17 protein-coding genes and 1 pseudogene are annotated in these 16,100 nt (G+C 59.8%); 12 read left to right on the top strand and 6 right to left on the bottom strand.

Annotated features, from left to right (window positions below):
* Positions 1-66: 66 nt before the first annotated feature.
* The 3 genes from ASD36_RS23885 to ASD36_RS23875 are packed head-to-tail and all read right to left on the bottom strand — an operon-like array spanning position 67 to position 3,255.
* The gene (locus ASD36_RS23885) at positions 67-1,326 is read right to left on the bottom strand and encodes a sugar ABC transporter substrate-binding protein (RefSeq protein WP_060502252.1); all 1,260 of its coding nucleotides are present in this window, start codon (positions 1,324-1,326) and stop codon (positions 67-69) included.
* A gap of 43 nt (positions 1,327-1,369) precedes the next feature.
* Positions 1,370-2,542 (bottom strand): PLP-dependent transferase, encoded by a 1,173-nt coding sequence (locus ASD36_RS23880; protein WP_060502251.1) that lies wholly within the window; start codon positions 2,540-2,542, stop codon positions 1,370-1,372.
* On the bottom strand, positions 2,539-3,255 hold the full coding sequence (locus ASD36_RS23875) for a FadR/GntR family transcriptional regulator (RefSeq protein ID WP_060502250.1): 717 nt from the start codon (positions 3,253-3,255) through the stop codon (positions 2,539-2,541). Before ASD36_RS23875 ends, ASD36_RS23880 begins: the two co-directional genes overlap by 4 nt.
* Positions 3,256-3,483: 228 nt before the next feature.
* Here ASD36_RS23875 and ASD36_RS23870 point away from each other — a divergent pair, with 228 nt between their 5' ends.
* Positions 3,484-4,137: a phosphoribosyltransferase gene (locus ASD36_RS23870; protein WP_060502249.1), complete on the top strand. Its 654-nt coding sequence runs from the start codon at positions 3,484-3,486 to the stop codon at positions 4,135-4,137.
* Between the two features lie 69 nt (positions 4,138-4,206).
* Here ASD36_RS23870 and ASD36_RS23865 read toward each other — a convergent pair whose 3' ends face one another.
* Positions 4,207-5,193, bottom strand: coding sequence for a LysR family transcriptional regulator (locus ASD36_RS23865; protein ID WP_060511923.1), 987 nt, complete (start codon positions 5,191-5,193; stop codon positions 4,207-4,209).
* Positions 5,194-5,299: 106 nt separating this feature from the next.
* Between ASD36_RS23865 and ASD36_RS23860 the strand changes: the two genes are divergently transcribed.
* The 6 genes and pseudogenes from ASD36_RS23860 to ASD36_RS30365 form a co-directional block, all read left to right on the top strand.
* Complete coding sequence (locus ASD36_RS23860) at positions 5,300-6,937, top strand: N,N-dimethylformamidase beta subunit family domain-containing protein (protein ID WP_060502247.1); 1,638 nt, start codon at positions 5,300-5,302, stop codon at positions 6,935-6,937.
* Positions 6,938-6,958: 21 nt separating this feature from the next.
* Positions 6,959-8,323: an aspartate aminotransferase family protein gene (locus ASD36_RS23855; protein ID WP_060502246.1), complete on the top strand. Its 1,365-nt coding sequence runs from the start codon at positions 6,959-6,961 to the stop codon at positions 8,321-8,323.
* A 7-nt stretch (positions 8,324-8,330) separates the two neighbouring features.
* Complete coding sequence (locus tag ASD36_RS23850) at positions 8,331-9,263, top strand: 3-keto-5-aminohexanoate cleavage protein (RefSeq protein ID WP_112834662.1); 933 nt, start codon at positions 8,331-8,333, stop codon at positions 9,261-9,263.
* Positions 9,263-9,775, top strand: coding sequence for an N-acetyltransferase (locus tag ASD36_RS23845; protein WP_112834656.1), 513 nt, complete (start codon positions 9,263-9,265; stop codon positions 9,773-9,775). The genes ASD36_RS23850 and ASD36_RS23845 overlap by 1 nt, the downstream gene beginning before the upstream one ends.
* Before the next feature lie 9 nt (positions 9,776-9,784).
* Positions 9,785-10,804, top strand: coding sequence for a histone deacetylase family protein (locus ASD36_RS23840; protein ID WP_060502244.1), 1,020 nt, complete (start codon positions 9,785-9,787; stop codon positions 10,802-10,804).
* 133 nt (positions 10,805-10,937) lie between these two features.
* Positions 10,938-11,105, top strand: a pseudogene (locus ASD36_RS30365) (helix-turn-helix domain-containing protein); the annotation flags it as partial.
* 85 nt (positions 11,106-11,190) lie between these two features.
* On the opposite strand, the gene ASD36_RS23835 reads toward ASD36_RS30365, so the two are convergent.
* Positions 11,191-11,619, bottom strand: a complete 429-nt coding sequence (locus ASD36_RS23835) for a Fur family transcriptional regulator (protein ID WP_060503489.1) — start codon at positions 11,617-11,619, stop codon at positions 11,191-11,193.
* A gap of 120 nt (positions 11,620-11,739) precedes the next feature.
* Between ASD36_RS23835 and ASD36_RS23830 the strand changes: the two genes are divergently transcribed.
* Genes ASD36_RS23830 through ASD36_RS23815 form a run of 4 tightly spaced genes read left to right on the top strand, consistent with a single transcriptional unit; the run spans position 11,740 to position 15,282 of the window.
* Complete coding sequence (locus ASD36_RS23830) at positions 11,740-12,645, top strand: metal ABC transporter substrate-binding protein (protein WP_060503488.1); 906 nt, start codon at positions 11,740-11,742, stop codon at positions 12,643-12,645.
* Complete coding sequence (locus ASD36_RS23825; RefSeq protein ID WP_060503487.1) at positions 12,642-13,577, top strand: manganese/iron ABC transporter ATP-binding protein; 936 nt, start codon at positions 12,642-12,644, stop codon at positions 13,575-13,577. Before ASD36_RS23830 ends, ASD36_RS23825 begins: the two co-directional genes overlap by 4 nt.
* Positions 13,574-14,434 carry a metal ABC transporter permease gene (locus ASD36_RS23820; protein WP_060503486.1) on the top strand — a complete coding sequence of 287 codons (861 nt, stop codon included), beginning with the start codon at positions 13,574-13,576 and terminating at the stop codon, positions 14,432-14,434. The genes ASD36_RS23825 and ASD36_RS23820 overlap by 4 nt, the downstream gene beginning before the upstream one ends.
* Positions 14,431-15,282 (top strand): metal ABC transporter permease, encoded by an 852-nt coding sequence (locus tag ASD36_RS23815; protein WP_060503485.1) that lies wholly within the window; start codon positions 14,431-14,433, stop codon positions 15,280-15,282. The genes ASD36_RS23820 and ASD36_RS23815 overlap by 4 nt, the downstream gene beginning before the upstream one ends.
* Positions 15,283-15,324: 42 nt before the next feature.
* Here the strand turns inward: ASD36_RS23815 and ASD36_RS23810 are convergent, their stop codons facing one another.
* Entirely contained in the window at positions 15,325-15,594 is a 270-nt protein-coding gene (locus tag ASD36_RS23810; RefSeq protein WP_060503484.1) for a WGR domain-containing protein, read from the bottom strand.
* Between the two features lie 102 nt (positions 15,595-15,696).
* Here ASD36_RS23810 and ASD36_RS23805 point away from each other — a divergent pair, with 102 nt between their 5' ends.
* On the top strand, positions 15,697-16,095 hold the full coding sequence (locus ASD36_RS23805; RefSeq protein ID WP_060503498.1) for a VOC family protein: 399 nt from the start codon (positions 15,697-15,699) through the stop codon (positions 16,093-16,095).
* Positions 16,096-16,100: the final 5 nt, after the last annotated feature.

The following is a 16,100-nucleotide window of genomic DNA, read 5'->3' as shown; positions in this document are numbered from 1 at the left end:
TCCGTCAGGGGAATGGGCCGCAGGCAGCCGGCATCATGCCGGTGCCTGCGGTTAAAGGCTGATGACTTATTTGCTCGCGAGGAACTTCTGTTGAGCCTTGGTCATGTAGTCAGCCCATTGCTTGGCCATTTCCTCCGGCGTGATATCGCCGAGCATGGCTTCCTGGCTGGTCTTGATCGCCATCGAATCCTTAAAGAAGGCGAACTCTTCCAGATAGGTCGGCATCACCGTCGGGATGGCGTCCTTGTCGGCCAGTTCCTCGAACCAGCCCTTGAACTGATCCGTTGCAAAGAAAGGATCCTTCTCGGCGGATTTGAGGGCCGGCAGGGCGCCGATCTTCTTGTTCCACTCGATATTGCCTTCCGGGCCTTCGAGCGTGGCAATCAGCTTCCAGGACAGGTCCTTGTTGGCGCTCGCCGACATCATCGACCAGCCGGCAAAGCCGATGGTCGGGAATGTCTTGCCCGACGGACCCTTCGGCATGGTGGTGACGCCATAGTCGGCCGCGTCCATGCGCTCGGCGATGGCGATCAGCGCGTCCGGATCCTGGTCGAGCATCGCGCAGGTGCCGGTGTAGAAGCCGGCGACGATCTCGTTGAAGCCCCAGTTGACGCTGTCCTTCGGCGCATAGCCGTTCTTGTAGAGGTCGATCAGCCAGGTGAAGCCCTTGACCCAGCCTTCTTCCGAGAATTTCGATGTGCCGTCGGCGTTGAAGTAGGTGTTGTCGCCCGCCATCGTGGCGCCCATCATCATCCAGCCGTTGAGGCCGCCCGGACCGCCGCGCATGCAATAGGCATATTTGCCCGGCAGCTTCTTGATCTTCTCGGCGGCGGCGACGAAATCGTCCATCGTCTTCGGCGGGCCATCGACGCCTGCTTCCGCGAAGATCTTCTTGTTGTAGAACATGGCGCGCAGATAGAAGCCGTAAGGCAGCATATAGGCCGTGTCCTGGATGTCGCGGCCAAGTTCGAGCGCGCGATCGGTCAGTTCAGGCGTCTGGTCCCAGGTCTTCAGGTAGGGCTCGAGGCTTTCAAGCATGCCATTGTTGGCATAGAGCGACAGCCAGGTATCGGGCATTTCCATCACGTCTGGGATTTCGCCTGCAGAAACCATGGTGGCGAACTTCTGGAACGCTTCGCCCCAGGGCAGCGAGATGATCTCGACCGTCGTGCCGGGGTTGGCGGCTTCGAACTTGGCGACGATCGATTTCAGCGTTTCGGTACGTTCCGGGCTGGTGATGACTTCAACCAGCTTCAGCTTGGTGTCGGCAAGAGCTGTGCCTGCCATCAGCGTGGCGACCATGGTCGCGGCAATCAGTTTCCTCATTTTCGTTTCCCTTTTATTGTTGGTTGGGTTGCATGCTGTCGTGTCAGCCTATCGCTGCGGCAGCGATTGCCGCTTCGATATCGCTCCAGAGGGCCTCCGTTCCCTCCAGGCCGACATGGAGCCGTACCGACCGCGGACTGATGCCGAAGGCGACCGCGGAATTAGGTTGTGCTTTTTGCGAGAGGACGACTTCGCCCGGCACGATCAGGCTTTCGTGCCCGCCCCAGCTGACGCCGAGCTTGAACAGCTCAAGGTGATCCGAGAAGGTACGGACATTGATGCCTTCCTTGAAAATGAACGAGAACAGGCCGGATGTGCCCTTGAGGCCGGGCGGCAGATGATTGGCGAGGCCGGGATAGTTCACCGATTCGACTGCATCATGCGCCTGCAGACGCTTGGTGATCTCGACAGTGGATTGCTCATGCGCTTTCATGCGGATCGGCAGCGTGCGCATGCCGCGGATGAGAAGCCAGGCATCGAACGGCGACAGCTTGCCGCCGAGATAGGGATAGGCTTCCGAGCGGATGCGTCCGATCAGTTCCTTGGAGCCTGCAACAACGCCAGCGACGACGTCGCTATGACCGCCGAGATATTTCGAAGCGGAATGAATGACCAGATCGACGCCGAGCGAGATCGGCTGCTGGAAGACCGGGCTTGCCCAGCTGTTGTCGATCGCGGAGGTAATGCCGTGCGACTTGGCCAAGGCTGCGAGCGCTGCGACATCATGGGTCTGCATCACCCAGCTCGTCGGGCTTTCGAGATAAAGAAACTTCGCGCCGGGCAGGGCCTTGGCGACCTCTTCTTCATCGCGGCCATCGACATAGGTAACCTCGATGCCCATGCGCTTGAAAAACGTACCGAACAGGCGGTAGGCATCGGGATAGAGATGCTTGACCGCAACGATGCGGTCGCCGGGTTCGACGAAAGACAGAACCGTCGAGGAGATCGCCGACATGCCGCTGGCAAAGCCGATAGCGTCTTCAGCACCTTCAAGTTTGGCCAACATTTCCTCGAAGATCCGCACGGTCGGGTTCAGGCCGCGCGTATAGATCGGCCGGACCTTTTCGCCGCGATAGGACGCGACCATGTCGTCATAATCGGTGAAGGTGAACAGCGACGTCTGCACGATCGGCGGCACAACGGCGTCATAGGCATTGCTCACGTCATGGGTGACGATGAGAGAGGCATCTTCGAACGGATCAAACCCGTTGCTCATTTGGACATTTCCTTGATGTCTTCCTCGACGATCGCGAGGATTTTCAGTGTTTCAGCGCGCGCGGCTTCAGGGTCCTGAGCAGCGATCGCATTGAAGAGGGTGCGGTGGAATGGAAAGGAGCGGCGGGCGAAATCCAGCCGGTCGAAAGGCCATTCCCAGAAGCGTTCGAAAGCGCCGCGCATCTGTTCGAGCAATTGCTTGAACAGCGGGTTGTGGGTGGCGTCATAGATGGCGAGGTGGAAGGCCAGGTCTTCCGGGCCGGATGTACCCTTGGACAGGTGCACCCGCTCCATCTCATCGAGCTTTTCTTCGATCATCCGCACGTCTTCCGGCGTCCGGACGCGGGCTGCAACCATGCCAGCTTCCGCCTCGATACCCCGGCGCACTTCCAGCGTCATCAACAGCACATCACGCAGATGCGTCGTTTCCAGCGATAGCGGCATGTGGATGGTGCTGCCGGAGATCGGCTTCAGCAGGTAGGTTCCGCTGCCCTTGCGGGCCTCGACGACACCGAGCGCCTGAAAATGGCGGATGACCTCGCGGATGGTCGAACGGCCGACGGCAAGGGCGCTCATCAGCTCTCGCTCGGCCGGAAGACGGTCGCCGGGAACGAGGTTGGAGCGCTGGATATAGTCCGCAAGCGCTGCTGTCACCTGCTGCGCCCGGTCGGCCGGGGGCAGGGGGGCGAGTGCCGCTCTTGCATCCTTCTGCATCACTGTCCGCTTTCTAGTTAAAACCAGAATTGGTCTGACATCTGAGCAATAATGCAAATTGCAAGGAGTGCGTCAAGGGGCGGATTACGGTTCGGGGGGCATTGGAATGGCTGGCGCGACGAATACCGGTCGGGATGGTGGAAATGGCGCCCTGCCCGGCGATAGGTTAAACTGGCCACACCGCATCGGGGCTGGAGTATTCCTGCGGTTGAAACGGACAGGTGCGAGATGTCATTCGCAAACCGCAAGGACGCAGGCTCCAGACTGGCTGCTGCACTGACAGGTTACCGCGGAAAATGCCCGGTCGTGATTGCGCTTCCGCGTGGCGGCGTCGCCGTCGCTGCGGAAATTGCCCGTGCGCTTGATGCGCCGCTGGATCTCCTTTTCGTCCAAAAGATCGGTGTGCCTTTCCATTCCGAGCTTGCGATGGGCGCGATTGTGGATGGGCCAGAGCCAATCATCGTTCGCAATGAAAACGTCATCCGGCAGGCGCGAATCCGCGACAGGGAGTTTTCGGCGATATGCAGATCGCAACAGATGGAGATCGAGCGGCGCAAGCGGCTTTATCTCGGCAATCGCAACACTATCCCGCTTGCCGGGCGCGTGGTCATCGTTGTCGATGATGGCATAGCCACCGGCTCCACCGTCAAGGCGGCGCTTAAGGCCATTCGGAACCAGGGGCCGCAGGAACTGGTGCTGGCCGTTCCGGTTGCGCCGGCCGTTTCCCTGGAGGAGTTGGAGCGAAACGTTGATGCGCTCATCTGCCTCGAAGCGCCATTCGTCTTTCGCGCCGTCGGGCATTTTTACGATGATTTCCGCCAGGTGAGCGACGCGGAAGTCATTTCCGCGCTGGAGGTCGCCAATCAGAGTGGGTCAGCGTAACGGTTGACAGTCGGAGGTGGGGGAGGATCGCGGTGAGCGGCTGTCCCATTCTGTGGAGGAATGCAGGTGCTAGGCACTCTCAAGCTCGGGGTTTGCAATTCCGCGCGGATATGTCCGATCGCTGAGCGGCACGGCCGCGACGGCGGCGAGTAGCCGGTCTATCAGCAAGGTCTCAGCCCTGCTGCTGCGCGCAGAACGCTTGGTGACCAGATAGACATCGGCAGCCGGCGGGTTTTCATAGGGCGGCAATTGCCAGAGTTGCCGTGCCTCGATGTCGGCTGCCACCACATGGATCGGCAAGGGACCGAAGCCGAACCCGACCTTGATGAGGCGCTTGACTTCTTCGAGATTGGTGAAGAGCCCCAGCACCGGCCCATTGAAATTCTCCCGTTGCCGTAGGCGAGCGATTGGCGCCAAGGCACCGCCGAGTTGATCCGTCTTGAAGGAGACGTAGTCCAGCGTTGCGAGTTCGGTAATATCGGTGTCGCGCTTTCCAAACAGCGGGTGGCCGGGCGCACAGAAGAAGCCGAAATGTTCGCGATAAAGCACGGTGTAGTCCAGTTCCGGGTGCTTTTCGTGGGCAAGGCAGATGCCCAGGCAGGCCTCGCCGGATAGGACATTGTCGATGACCGTTTGGCTGGCGGAAACGGTGGTCGAGAAGCTGACCCGCGGAAAGGTCTTGTGGAAATCGGCAAGGAAGCGATCAAGGAACGGGCATTCGATATGGCTGGCAAAGGCCATTTCGACATGGCCGGTGACCAGGTCGGGGTCGTCCTTGATGAGATCGGGCAGGCCGGTGACGATCGAAAACATTGTCAGACATTCCGCGTAGAGCCGTTCGCCAGCTGACGTCATGCGGAAGTGGTTGGAGGATCGGTCGATCAGGCGGCAGGCCATATGCTCTTCGAGGCGGCGCAGTGCGTTGCTGATGGTCGGCTGCTTCAGCGACAGGCGGTTGCCTGCAGCTGTCAGGCTCTTTTCTTCGACGATCACCGTGAAGGTGCGCAGAAGGTTCCAGTCGATCTCCCAGACGAAACGGCGTCTCGGGCTGAGCATAGTTGCCTCATTCATTTGGTGAATGCTGGTCCTTCACCTAATGTATTTGTCGGGCCAAGTCCATTGTGGTTTGATCGTCGTCACCGGAGACCCAGCGAGGCGTGACGTGACCGATACTACCCAAATTTTCCCCGATTTCGGATTGACCGCCGAGCAACGGCATCAGGCGGTGCGCGGTCACTATTACGAATATCCGGGCATGGACGGCGAGCGTGGCGAGATCTGGTGCTATACGCGCGCTTACGCTTATGCGCCCGGTGAGATGGTGGATCTGCACATCAGCTCGACAGCGTCCTCCTGCCGGCTGGAGATCGTCCGCGACGGGGCGGTCGAGACAAGCGTTTATGGCACCGATGATATCGCCACGGCCTGGCAGGAAACGCCTGATCAGGTCTCCGTGCTCGGCTGCGGCTGGGAACCGACCTTTGCTTTCCAGGTTCACGACAGCTGGCCATCTGGCGCCTACCGCATCACGCTGACGGCCGAGGGACGCGACGGCAAGCCGATCCAGTGTCACCACATGATCATTGTCCTGCCAAAACCCGGTCCAAAGCCAGGCCGGATCCTGCAGGTTGCCGCCACCGGCACCTGGACAGCCTATAATACCTGGGGTGGATCGAACCATTATCAGGGCATCACTGGCCCGAACCGCGACAAGTATGCCACCACTGTCAGTATCGAGCGGCCGCTTTGCCGTGGCTTCGTGGTACTGCCGCCGGATGCGCCCCGTGTGCCGCTGGAAGTAAGCCTGCCGCCGGGCACCATTCCGCGTTATCCGCATATGGAATGGGCTTTTGCCAACGGCTATTCGAAGAAATACACCTCGTCCGGCTGGGCCAGTTACGACAGTCAGTTTTTCCGTTGGGCCGAGCGGGTGGGATACGATGTCGATCTCGCCAGCCAGCACGAATTGCACAACGATCCGGATATACTGAACGACTACGACTGCGTCGTCTTCGTTGGCCATGACGAATACTGGACCTGGGAAATGCGCGACGCCGTCGACGCCTATGTCGATCAGGGCGGGCATGTGGCGCGCTTTGCCGGCAATTTCATGTGGCAGACGCGGCTGGAAGATGAGGGGCAGCGGCAGGTCTGCTACAAATATGTGGCCCGCAAGGAAGACCCGATCTACCAAAACGGCGACGTCACCCGTGCCACCAATTCCTGGGAAGCGCCCGAAATTGGCCGTCCCGGCGCGCTGACCTTCGGGCTCAACGCGACGAATGGCGTCTATTCCGGCTGGGGCGGTTGTGCGCCGCGCGGCGTTCGCGGCTTCCCGATCTACCGGCCGCGTCACTGGGCTTTTGCCGGAACCGGCCTGTTCTATGGTGACCTTCTGGGAGCCGACAGCCATATCTACGGCTACGAAGTCGATGGTCTCGCCTATGAAATCCGTCATGGACTGCCTTATCCAACAGCCGACAGCGGCGCGCCGGAAGGACTGGAAATCCTCGCGCTCGGTATGGCAAGCCAGGTCGAAGAGAGCGATATCCTGACGCGCGAAGACCTGTTCTTCGGCGACGAGGATGGCCGCTTCATCGCCGAAACCCTCTATGGCGAAGCCTCCGACGAGAACATGGAAAAAGTCCGCTACAGCAACGGGATGATCATCAATTTCAAGCGGGGGAAGGGCGAGGTTTTCCACGCCGGAACCTGCGAATGGGTGGCGGGCCTGCTGCGGAAGGACGCCATGGTGGAGCGCGTCACCGCCAATGTGCTTAACCGCTATCTCAATCGATAAATTCAGCCAGAGCAGAGCATCATGAACATCCAAGCCAACGAGCGGCCCGCATCCCATCTCTTCTATGTCACGCGCCTGCGCCGGCCGCTGGTCGACCGCGCCGAAGGCATTTATTTCTGGACCGAGGACGGCCGCCGCTTCATCGACGGCTCCAGCGGGCCGATGGTCAGCAATATCGGCCACGGTAACCGCCATGTCATTGAAGCCATGAAGCGGCAGATGGAGAAGACAAGTTTCGCCTATCGGCTGCATTTCGAAAACCAACCGGCCGAAGAGCTGGCCCGGCGTCTTGCCGGAAAAATGCCCGGGGATCTGGATCGGATCTTCTTCGTTTCCGGTGGGTCGGAAGCGGTGGAATCGGCGATCAAGCTGGCACGGCAATGGGCTGTTGCCACCAATCAGCCGAAGCGCTGGAAGGTCATCTGCCGGTTTCCGTCCTATCACGGCGGCACGATGGGTGCGCTTGGCGTTACCGGCGACCTGGCACTGACGGAAACCTTTGCGCCGCAGATTCAGCCAATGCCGGCCATCCCGGCACCGACAGCTTATCGCGATCGCGACAACCTGACGATGGAACAGCGTGGTTTGCGCTATGCCGATATGCTGGAAGAAAAAATCCTGTCCGAAGGGCCGGAAAGCATCGTTGCCTTCATCATGGAGCCGATCGGCGGCGCGGCAACAGCGGCCCTGGTTGCACCCGACAGCTATTTTGCGCGCATCCGCGAGATCTGCGACAAATACGGTATCCTGCTGATCCACGACGAAGTCATGAGCGGTGCTGCGCGCACCGGCAAATATCTCGGCGGCGATCACTGGAATTGCAAGCCGGATATCATCACGCTGTCGAAGGGCATTGGCTCCGGCTATGCGGCGCTCGGCGCCATGGCTGCCTCGGCAAAGCTGGTAAAGCCGGTGCTCGACATGGGTGGCTTCCAGCACGGTTATACCTATGCCGGCAATCCGCTCGCCTGTGCTGCGGGCCTCGCAGTCCTCGAAGAGATGGAGCGGCTCGGCGTCGAGGCCAATGCTGCCGCAATGGGCGATCTCTTGAAGTCCGAGCTGGAAAACCTGTCGAAGCGCTTCCCCTTCATCGCCGGAGTCCGCGGCAGGGGGCTCCTGATCGGTGCAGATCTCGTCGCCGATCCGGTGACCTTCAAATCCTTCCCGAAAGCGCAGGCGACCAACCAGCGGCTGCTCGATATCGCTTACGACAAGGGGCTGATCCTGTACTCCCGCCGGATTCGCGGTGATGGTTATGAGGCTGACAACCTGATCCTTGCCCCGCCGCTGGTGATTACAGCGGCGGAAATCGGCGAAATGGTCTCGATCCTGGGCGATAGCTTCGAACAGCTGGCACGTGAACTTGATCTGCCGGTCAACGGCTGAGAACGGGATCATGAAGAACAAAGTCATTATCACCTGCGCCGTTACCGGCTCCGTCCATACGCCGTCGATGAGTCCGTATCTGCCGGTAACGCCGGACCAGATCGCCGAACAGGCGATCGCTGCGGCGGAGGCCGGCGCATCGATCCTGCACCTGCATGCCCGCAACCCGGCCGATGGACGGCCGACCGCTGATCCCTCTGTGTTCATGCAATTCCTGCCACGCATCAAGCAGGCAACCGATGCCGTCATCAATATCTCGACCGGCGGCAGTTCGCTGATGACGCTGGACGAGCGGCTGGCGGCATCGCTGCAGGCGCAGCCGGAAATGTGCTCGCTCAATATGGGCTCAATGAATTTCGGCATTTTCCCGCTCGCCAAGCCCGGCATGGAATGGCAGCACGACTGGGAACCGCAGCTTCTGGAGGCGACGCGCGGCACGATCTTCAAGAACACGTTTGCCGATATCGAAGACATTCTGAAGCGGCTGGGTGAGGGGTGTGGCACGCGTTTCGAATTCGAATGTTACGACGTCGGCCATCTCTATTCGCTGAAGCATTTCTATGATCGCGGGCTGGTAAAGGGCCCGCTGTTCATTCAGTTCGTGCTCGGCATTCTCGGCGGCATCGGTGCCGATCCCGATAATCTCAGCCATATGAAGCGCATTGCCGACAAGCTGTTCGGCGCCGACTATCGTTTCTCGGTGCTGGCGGCGGGCCGCCAGCAGATGCCATTGATCACCATGGGAGCTGCGATGGGCGGCAATGTTCGCGTCGGGCTGGAAGACAGCCTCTATCTTGGACGGGGGGAGCTTGCCAAGTCCAATGCAGAGCAGGTGAGCCGCATCCGCACCATCCTTGAAGCCCTGTCGCTGGAGGTTGCGACGCCGGAGGAGGCACGTACCATGCTGGCGCTCAAGGGCGGCGATCGGGTGGCCTTCTGATGGCGGATGTCTCGAACCAGGGCGTCGAAATCCGTGTCGCAACGGCTGAAGACGTGCATCTCATCCATACCGGTTTGCTGAGCATTGCCCGGCATCTCGATGCTGAAGGCAAAGTCACGGCAACGCCGGAAGACCTTCGCAAGCATGGTTTTGGCCCGCAGCCCGCGTTTATGGTGCTGCTTGCCGAAATTGACCGCGAATTTGCCGGCATGTGTCTGTTCTTCCAAAGCTTCTCGACCTGGCGTGGACAAAAGGGCGCTTATATTCAGGACATCGTCGTCGAAGAGCGCTTTCGGGGCGCTGGCATCGGTGTGGCGCTTCTGCGCCACACCGCAGCGCATGTCCACGCGGGGGGAGGCACCTATCTGCGGCTGTCGGTGGATGCGAAGAATGTTTCGGCGCAGCATTTCTACGAGCGAATGGGACTTGCCTGGTCCGAGCAAGAACGGATTCATGCGGCCTATGGCGAGACGTTCGAAGCACTAGCGGGACAGCACGAAAGCGGGGTTTGAGGAATGGGTATGAAGACCTTCTATGCGCAAGAGCAGGCAAAGCACGATCCGAAAATGTTCCTCTCCAGCGGTGCGCCGCAGCCCAATCCGGAAAAGCCGGAGCGGATCGCACGCCTGCTGGAGGGCGCAAAAGCCGCCGGATCCGAGATCATTAGGCCGCGTGATCATGGCTTGAAACCGATCGCTGCTGTCCACACGCCGGAATATCTCGAATTCCTGCAGAACATTTTTCTCCGCTGGCAGCGGATCGAGGGCGCCTCGGAGGAGGTGATCCCGAATATTCATCCGTTGGCGCGGACCGGACGCTATCCGGCCTCGGCTGTCGGCCAGGCCGGCTACCATATGGCCGACACGGCTTGCCCGATCTCCGCCGACACATGGGGCAGCGCCTGCTGGAGTGCCTGGAGTGCGGTAGAAGCGGCCGAAGCGGTTCTGGCCGGTGCACGCCATACCTACGCACTCTGCCGCCCGCCGGGCCATCACGCCTTTGCCGACGTCGCTGGCGGGTTTTGCTTCCTCAACAATTCCGCCATTGCCGCGCAGCATTTGCTGACGTCGTCGAAACGTGTCGCCATCCTTGACGTGGATCTGCATCACGGTAACGGCACGCAAGGAATCTTCTACGGCCGCAGCGACGTCCTGACGGTGTCGCTGCACGCCGATCCGGTGCGGTTCTATCCGTTCTTCTGGGGCAATGCCGACGAGCGCGGCGAGGGCCTGGGTCTGGGCTACAACTACAATCTGCCGCTGCCACGCAAGACCGCCGACGCCGGATTTCTGGAAGCCCTGGACGCTGCCAACCGCCGCATCGAAGCTTATGCGCCGGATGCGCTGGTTGTTGCCCTCGGCCTTGACGCGTTCGAAGGTGATCCGTTCGGTGGGCTTTCCGTCTCGACGCCAGGCTTTGCCCGCATTGCCCAAGCCATCAGCAATCTTGGCTTGCCGACCGTCATCGTCCAGGAAGGTGGTTATCTCTGCGACGAACTCAGCGCCAATCTGACGTCTTTTCTGACGGGGTTTGCGGGCTGATTGTCCGGTGATCATCCTACGTTACTTTGGTTCCATAAGATAGATTACGCGATCTTCTTTTGTAGCGGGGTACATTCTATTTCCAAGTGCGACATGCCAGTAATTTCAATGGCTTCACTTTGGAGATTTTGGCATGTCTCGATGCTATACGCAGATCACCCTTGCCGATCGTCGGCGTCTTTATCATCTCGTGGCGGCAAAGGTTCCGGTCAGGGAGATGGCGCGTCAGCTTGGCCGTCATCGCTCGACGATTTACCGCGAGATCAGGCGCAACACGTTTCGCGATCGTGAACTGCCGGACGGCAGATTCCATTTTCAAATGCGACTTGCGAATAATACCAATGGCATGATGTCCGGACGTTTCGGTGTGCCCTGCCTGATGCCCGTCAAGTCTTGCGTTTGCGGCAGTAAAGTTCCAGCCGGTGGCGGACGAGGTCGTAGCCGAGTTCGGCGGCGATCTCGGCTTGCAACTGCTCGATCTTGTCAGAGCGGAACTCGATGACCGCGCCGGTATCGATATCGATCAGATGATCGTGGTGCGGCGCGTCGGCGGTTTCAAATCGGGCGGTGGCGCTTTCAAAGGCGTGGCGATGCACGACGCCTTGTTGTTCCAGCGCCGAGAGTGTTCGATAAACAGTCGAGAGCGAGACCGTGGCGTCGATTTCCTTTGCCCGGCGGTGCAATTCGCTTGCATCAGGATGGTCTTCGGCCGTGGCGAGAATCTTCAGGATTGCCGCGCGCTGACGTGTCACGCGTACACCACCGTCCCTGAGGACGCCCTCCAATTCCGCAACGCGATTCTTGTTCTGTTTCATGAGCGCACACTAGCCAAGCGAGGCAAGTTTGAAAATAGCTAGTTGCGAATGCTTCTCATTTGCATTGACTTGTGCAGACCATTCACATAGTTCTGTCGATGACAATCATGGGAGTATGGGATGATCGATCAGACGAAACGCGTGATTTTGGCGGTGGCGGCGGCTTTGGCGGCCATGGCGCTCGCTCCGGGAGCCGCATCGGCGCAGGAGAAATTCAAGGCCGTTACGACTTTTACTGTGATTGCCGATATGGCCAGGAACGTTGCCGGTGATGCAGCAACTGTCGAATCGATCACCAAGCCCGGCGCCGAAATTCATAATTACCAGCCGACTCCACGTGACATCCTGAAGGCGCATGACGCCAACCTCATCCTGTGGAACGGCCTTAATCTCGAACTCTGGTTTGAAAAATTCTTCCAGAACTTCGACAATGTTCCCGGGGTTGTCGTATCCGAGGGCGTGGAGCCGATGGGCATTGCAGAAGGCCCCTACAGCGGCAAGCCCAACCCGCATGCCTGGATGTCGCCGTCGTCCGCGTTGATCTATGTCGACAATATCCGCGATGCTTTCGTCCAATACGACCCAGCTAACGCGGATACCTACAAGGCCAATGCCGAGGCCTATAAGCAGAAGATCGAGGCGGCGATTTCGCCTATCCGCGCCGAGATTGGCAAAATCCCCGAAGGCAAGCGCTGGCTGGTGTCGAGCGAAGGTGCCTTCAGCTACCTGACTCGGGACTTCGGCTTGAAGGAACTCTATCTCTGGCCGATCAACGCCGACCAGCAGGGCACGCCGCAGCAGGTTCGCAAGGTGATTGATGCGGTGCGTGCCAACAATATCCCGGTCGTCTTCTCCGAAAGCACGATTTCACCCGACCCGGCACAGCAGGTGGCACGCGAAACAGGCGCAAAATACGGCGGCGTGCTCTATGTTGATTCCTTGAGCGAGGCGGACGGTCCGGTTCCCACCTATATCGACCTTCTGCGCGTCACGTCCGAAACCATCGCCAAGGGTCTTTCGCAATGAACCTTCAGGTTAAAGCCCGCCCCGGTCAGGGGCCGGCGGCCGGGCAGCCGGGCAGCGGCATACGCGTCTCTGGCGCAACCGTAACCTATCGCAACGGCCATCGGGCCTTGCTGGACGCCTCCTTCGACATCCCGACAGGGACCATCACCGCGCTTGTTGGCGTCAATGGTAGCGGCAAGTCGACCTTGTTCAAGGCGATCATGGGCTTTGCCCGGCTGGCCCGTGGCGACATTTCGGTGCTTGGGCTTTCCGTGCCGGAAGCGCTGAAGAGGAACCTCGTTGCCTATGTGCCGCAGGCCGAGGAAGTCGACTGGAATTTCCCGGTTCTTGTCGAAGACGTGGTGATGATGGGCCGCTACGGTCACATGAATATGCTGCGCATCCCCAAGAAGGCCGATCACGATGCGGTCGAAGCCGCCCTTGCCCGCGTTGGCATGAGCGATTTCCGCAAGCGCCAGATCGGCGAGCTTTCCGGCGGCCAGAAGAAACGCGTCTTCCTGGCCCGCGCACTGGCGCAGGACGGTCGGGTCATCTTGCTCGACGAACCCTTCACCGGCGTCGACGTCAAGACCGAGGACGCGATCATCCGCCTGTTGATGGGCTTGCGCGACGAAGGCCGGGTCATGCTGGTCTCCACCCACAATCTCGGCAGCGTGCCGGAGTTTTGTGATCGCACGGTTCTTCTCAAGAACACCGTGCTTGCCTATGGACCGACCGAAACAACCTTTACCCGCGAAAACCTCGAACTCGCCTTCGGCGGTGTGCTGCGCCATTTCGTGCTCGGGGGCGAGAGCCTGCATGACGATGCCGATCCGCGGCAAGTGTCCGTCATCACCGACGACGAGCGTCCGCTGGTCATGTACGGCGCCAAGGACCGGATGGTATCGCAACCGGCCAAGCCGGAGACCGATCCGGAGGCAGACGGCCGATGATCACAACGCTGCTGGAACCGTTCACCTATAACTATATGTTGAACGCCATGTGGGTGAGCGCGCTGGTCGGCGCCGTCTGCGCCTTCCTTTCGTCCTATCTGATGCTGAAGGGCTGGTCGCTGATCGGCGATGCGCTCTCGCATGCGATCGTCCCTGGCGTGGCTGGCGCCTATATGCTCGGTCTGCCATTCTCGCTCGGCGCCTTCTTTTCCGGCGGACTTGCGGCCGGCGCGATGCTGTTCCTCAACCAGCGAACCCGGCTGAAGGAAGACACCATCATCGGGCTGATCTTCACCGCGTTCTTCGGCCTCGGCCTGTTCATGGTCTCTCTGTCGCCGACATCGGTGAATATCCAGACGATCGTGCTCGGCAACATTCTCGCCATCACCCCGGCCGACACCCTGCAGCTTGCCCTTATCGGCGTGATCTCGCTGATCATCCTGACGGCAAAATGGAAGGACCTGATGGTAACCTTCTTCGACGAGAGTCACGCACGTTCGATCGGTATCCGCACGACCTTTCTCAAAGTCCTGTTTTTCACCCTGTTGTCCGCCTGCACGGTAGCGGCCCTTCAAACTGTCGGCGCTTTTCTTGTCATTGCCATGGTGGTGACACCCGGCGCCACGGCCTATCTGCTGACCGATCGCTTTCCCCGGCTGATCCTGATCAGCGTGGCGATCGGGTCTCTGACGAGTTTCTTCGGCGCCTATTTCAGCTATTTCCTCGACGGCGCCACCGGCGGCATCATCATCGTGCTGCAAACGCTGATCTTTCTCATGGCCTTTGTCTTTGCCCCGAAACACGGGCTGCTTGCCGCCCGCAGGCGCACAGCGCAAGCGTTGGAGGTGGTCCGATGATCTCGCTCGACATGCTCCTGGCGGTGTTCGAATTTGCGTTCATGCGCAACGCCCTGCTGATCTCGGTGCTGGTGGCGATTCCGACTGCGATGCTCTCCTGCTTTCTCGTGCTGAAAGGCTGGTCGCTGATGGGCGATGCCATCTCGCACGCTGTCTTTCCGGGCGTTGTGATTTCCTACATTGTCGGCCTGCCTTTTGCCGTCGGCGCCTTTGCCGCCGGCATGTCCTGCGCGCTTCTGACCGGCTACCTGAAGGAAAACAGCCGCATCAAGCAGGATACGGTGATGGGTGTGGTTTTCTCAGGCATGTTCGGCCTTGGCCTGGTGCTTTACGTCAAGATCCAGAGTGATGTGCATCTGGACCATATCCTCTTTGGCGACATGCTCGGCATCGGCTGGCCCGATATCCTCCAAACCGGCCTGATTGCGCTGGTGACAACCGGTATCCTTGCAGTCAAATGGCGGGATTTCCTGCTGCATGCCTTCGATCCTGCCCAGGCAAAAGCCGTCGGCCTGCGCGTCAACTGGCTGCACTATGGGCTGCTTGCTCTTTTGTCGCTGACGATTGTCGGTGCCTTGAAGGCCGTCGGGTTGATCCTCGCCATCGCCATGCTGATTGCCCCCGGCGCCATTGCCTTCCTGATCACCCGCACGATGGGAAGGATGCTTGTTGTCGCCGTATTCGTCGCGACCGTTGCCTCCTTCTCCGGCGTCTACCTCTCGTTTTTCATCGACAGCGCACCGGCGCCCACCATCGTGCTCCTGATGACCATAATCTTCATCGCTACCTTCATCTGGTCGTCATGGAAAGCCGCCCGTATCGAGGCACAGCGGACAGTGATCGAGTGACTTGCCGCGGTTTCAGCGGGAGCTTCCTGCCTGCCGTAGCGCTTATGCGTGCCGCTGCCCATCCCGGTTTCTCATGAGCGTATAGCCCTTTCGCCGCTTCTTCCGCAGGAGGGCGAGAAAGTGATCCACGGCCTGGGTCTCGTGCGCGAACAGATCGACCCGCCATTGGCCATGCGTTCCGATGCGGCCCCAGTTGCGGATCAGGGACGTGTCGCCGAACAGGGTCGGTTCGATCGACATGGCGTAGAACCGCGCCATGTTTTTTGAAGGATCGATCCTTTGAACGCGAAGGTGATACGGTTGCTTGCTCATGATGCAAGAATCGCCCGAACAGCATCATGCGTCCAATGAGAGTTTTGAATCGGTCACGCGTGTTCGATTCATGTTGATGATGGCTTGGGACCGCCAATGAGCATGCTTCACCATATTTCGTTCGGGGTGTCGAACATCGAACGTTCGGCGTCGTTCTACGATGCGGCTCTTGCGCCGCTCGGCTATGTTCGCGTCTGGGAGGACATCGAGCCCGGCGCTATCGATCAGGCCGTTGGCTACGGTATTCTCGGCGGCGGCGATAAATTCGCCATCAAATTGCGGCCGAAAGGACAAAGACCGCCAGGGTCGGGCTTTCATCTCGCCTTCGCGGCTGCAAACCGGCAAGCGGTCGCGGATTCTCATGCGGCGGCGCTCGAAAAGGGTGGCCGCGACAATGGCGGCCCCTGCTTTCGCCCGGCCTATGGGCCAAACTATTATGCAGCCTTCGTCATCGATCCGGACGGGCATCCGATCGAGGCCGTCTTCAATTCACCAGAATAACGTTT

This window comes from Rhizobium sp. Root1334 (assembly GCF_001426665.1).
In the GTDB taxonomy this organism is placed as follows: domain Bacteria; phylum Pseudomonadota; class Alphaproteobacteria; order Rhizobiales; family Rhizobiaceae; genus Pararhizobium.
This window is presented reverse-complemented; position numbering and strand designations above follow the sequence as displayed.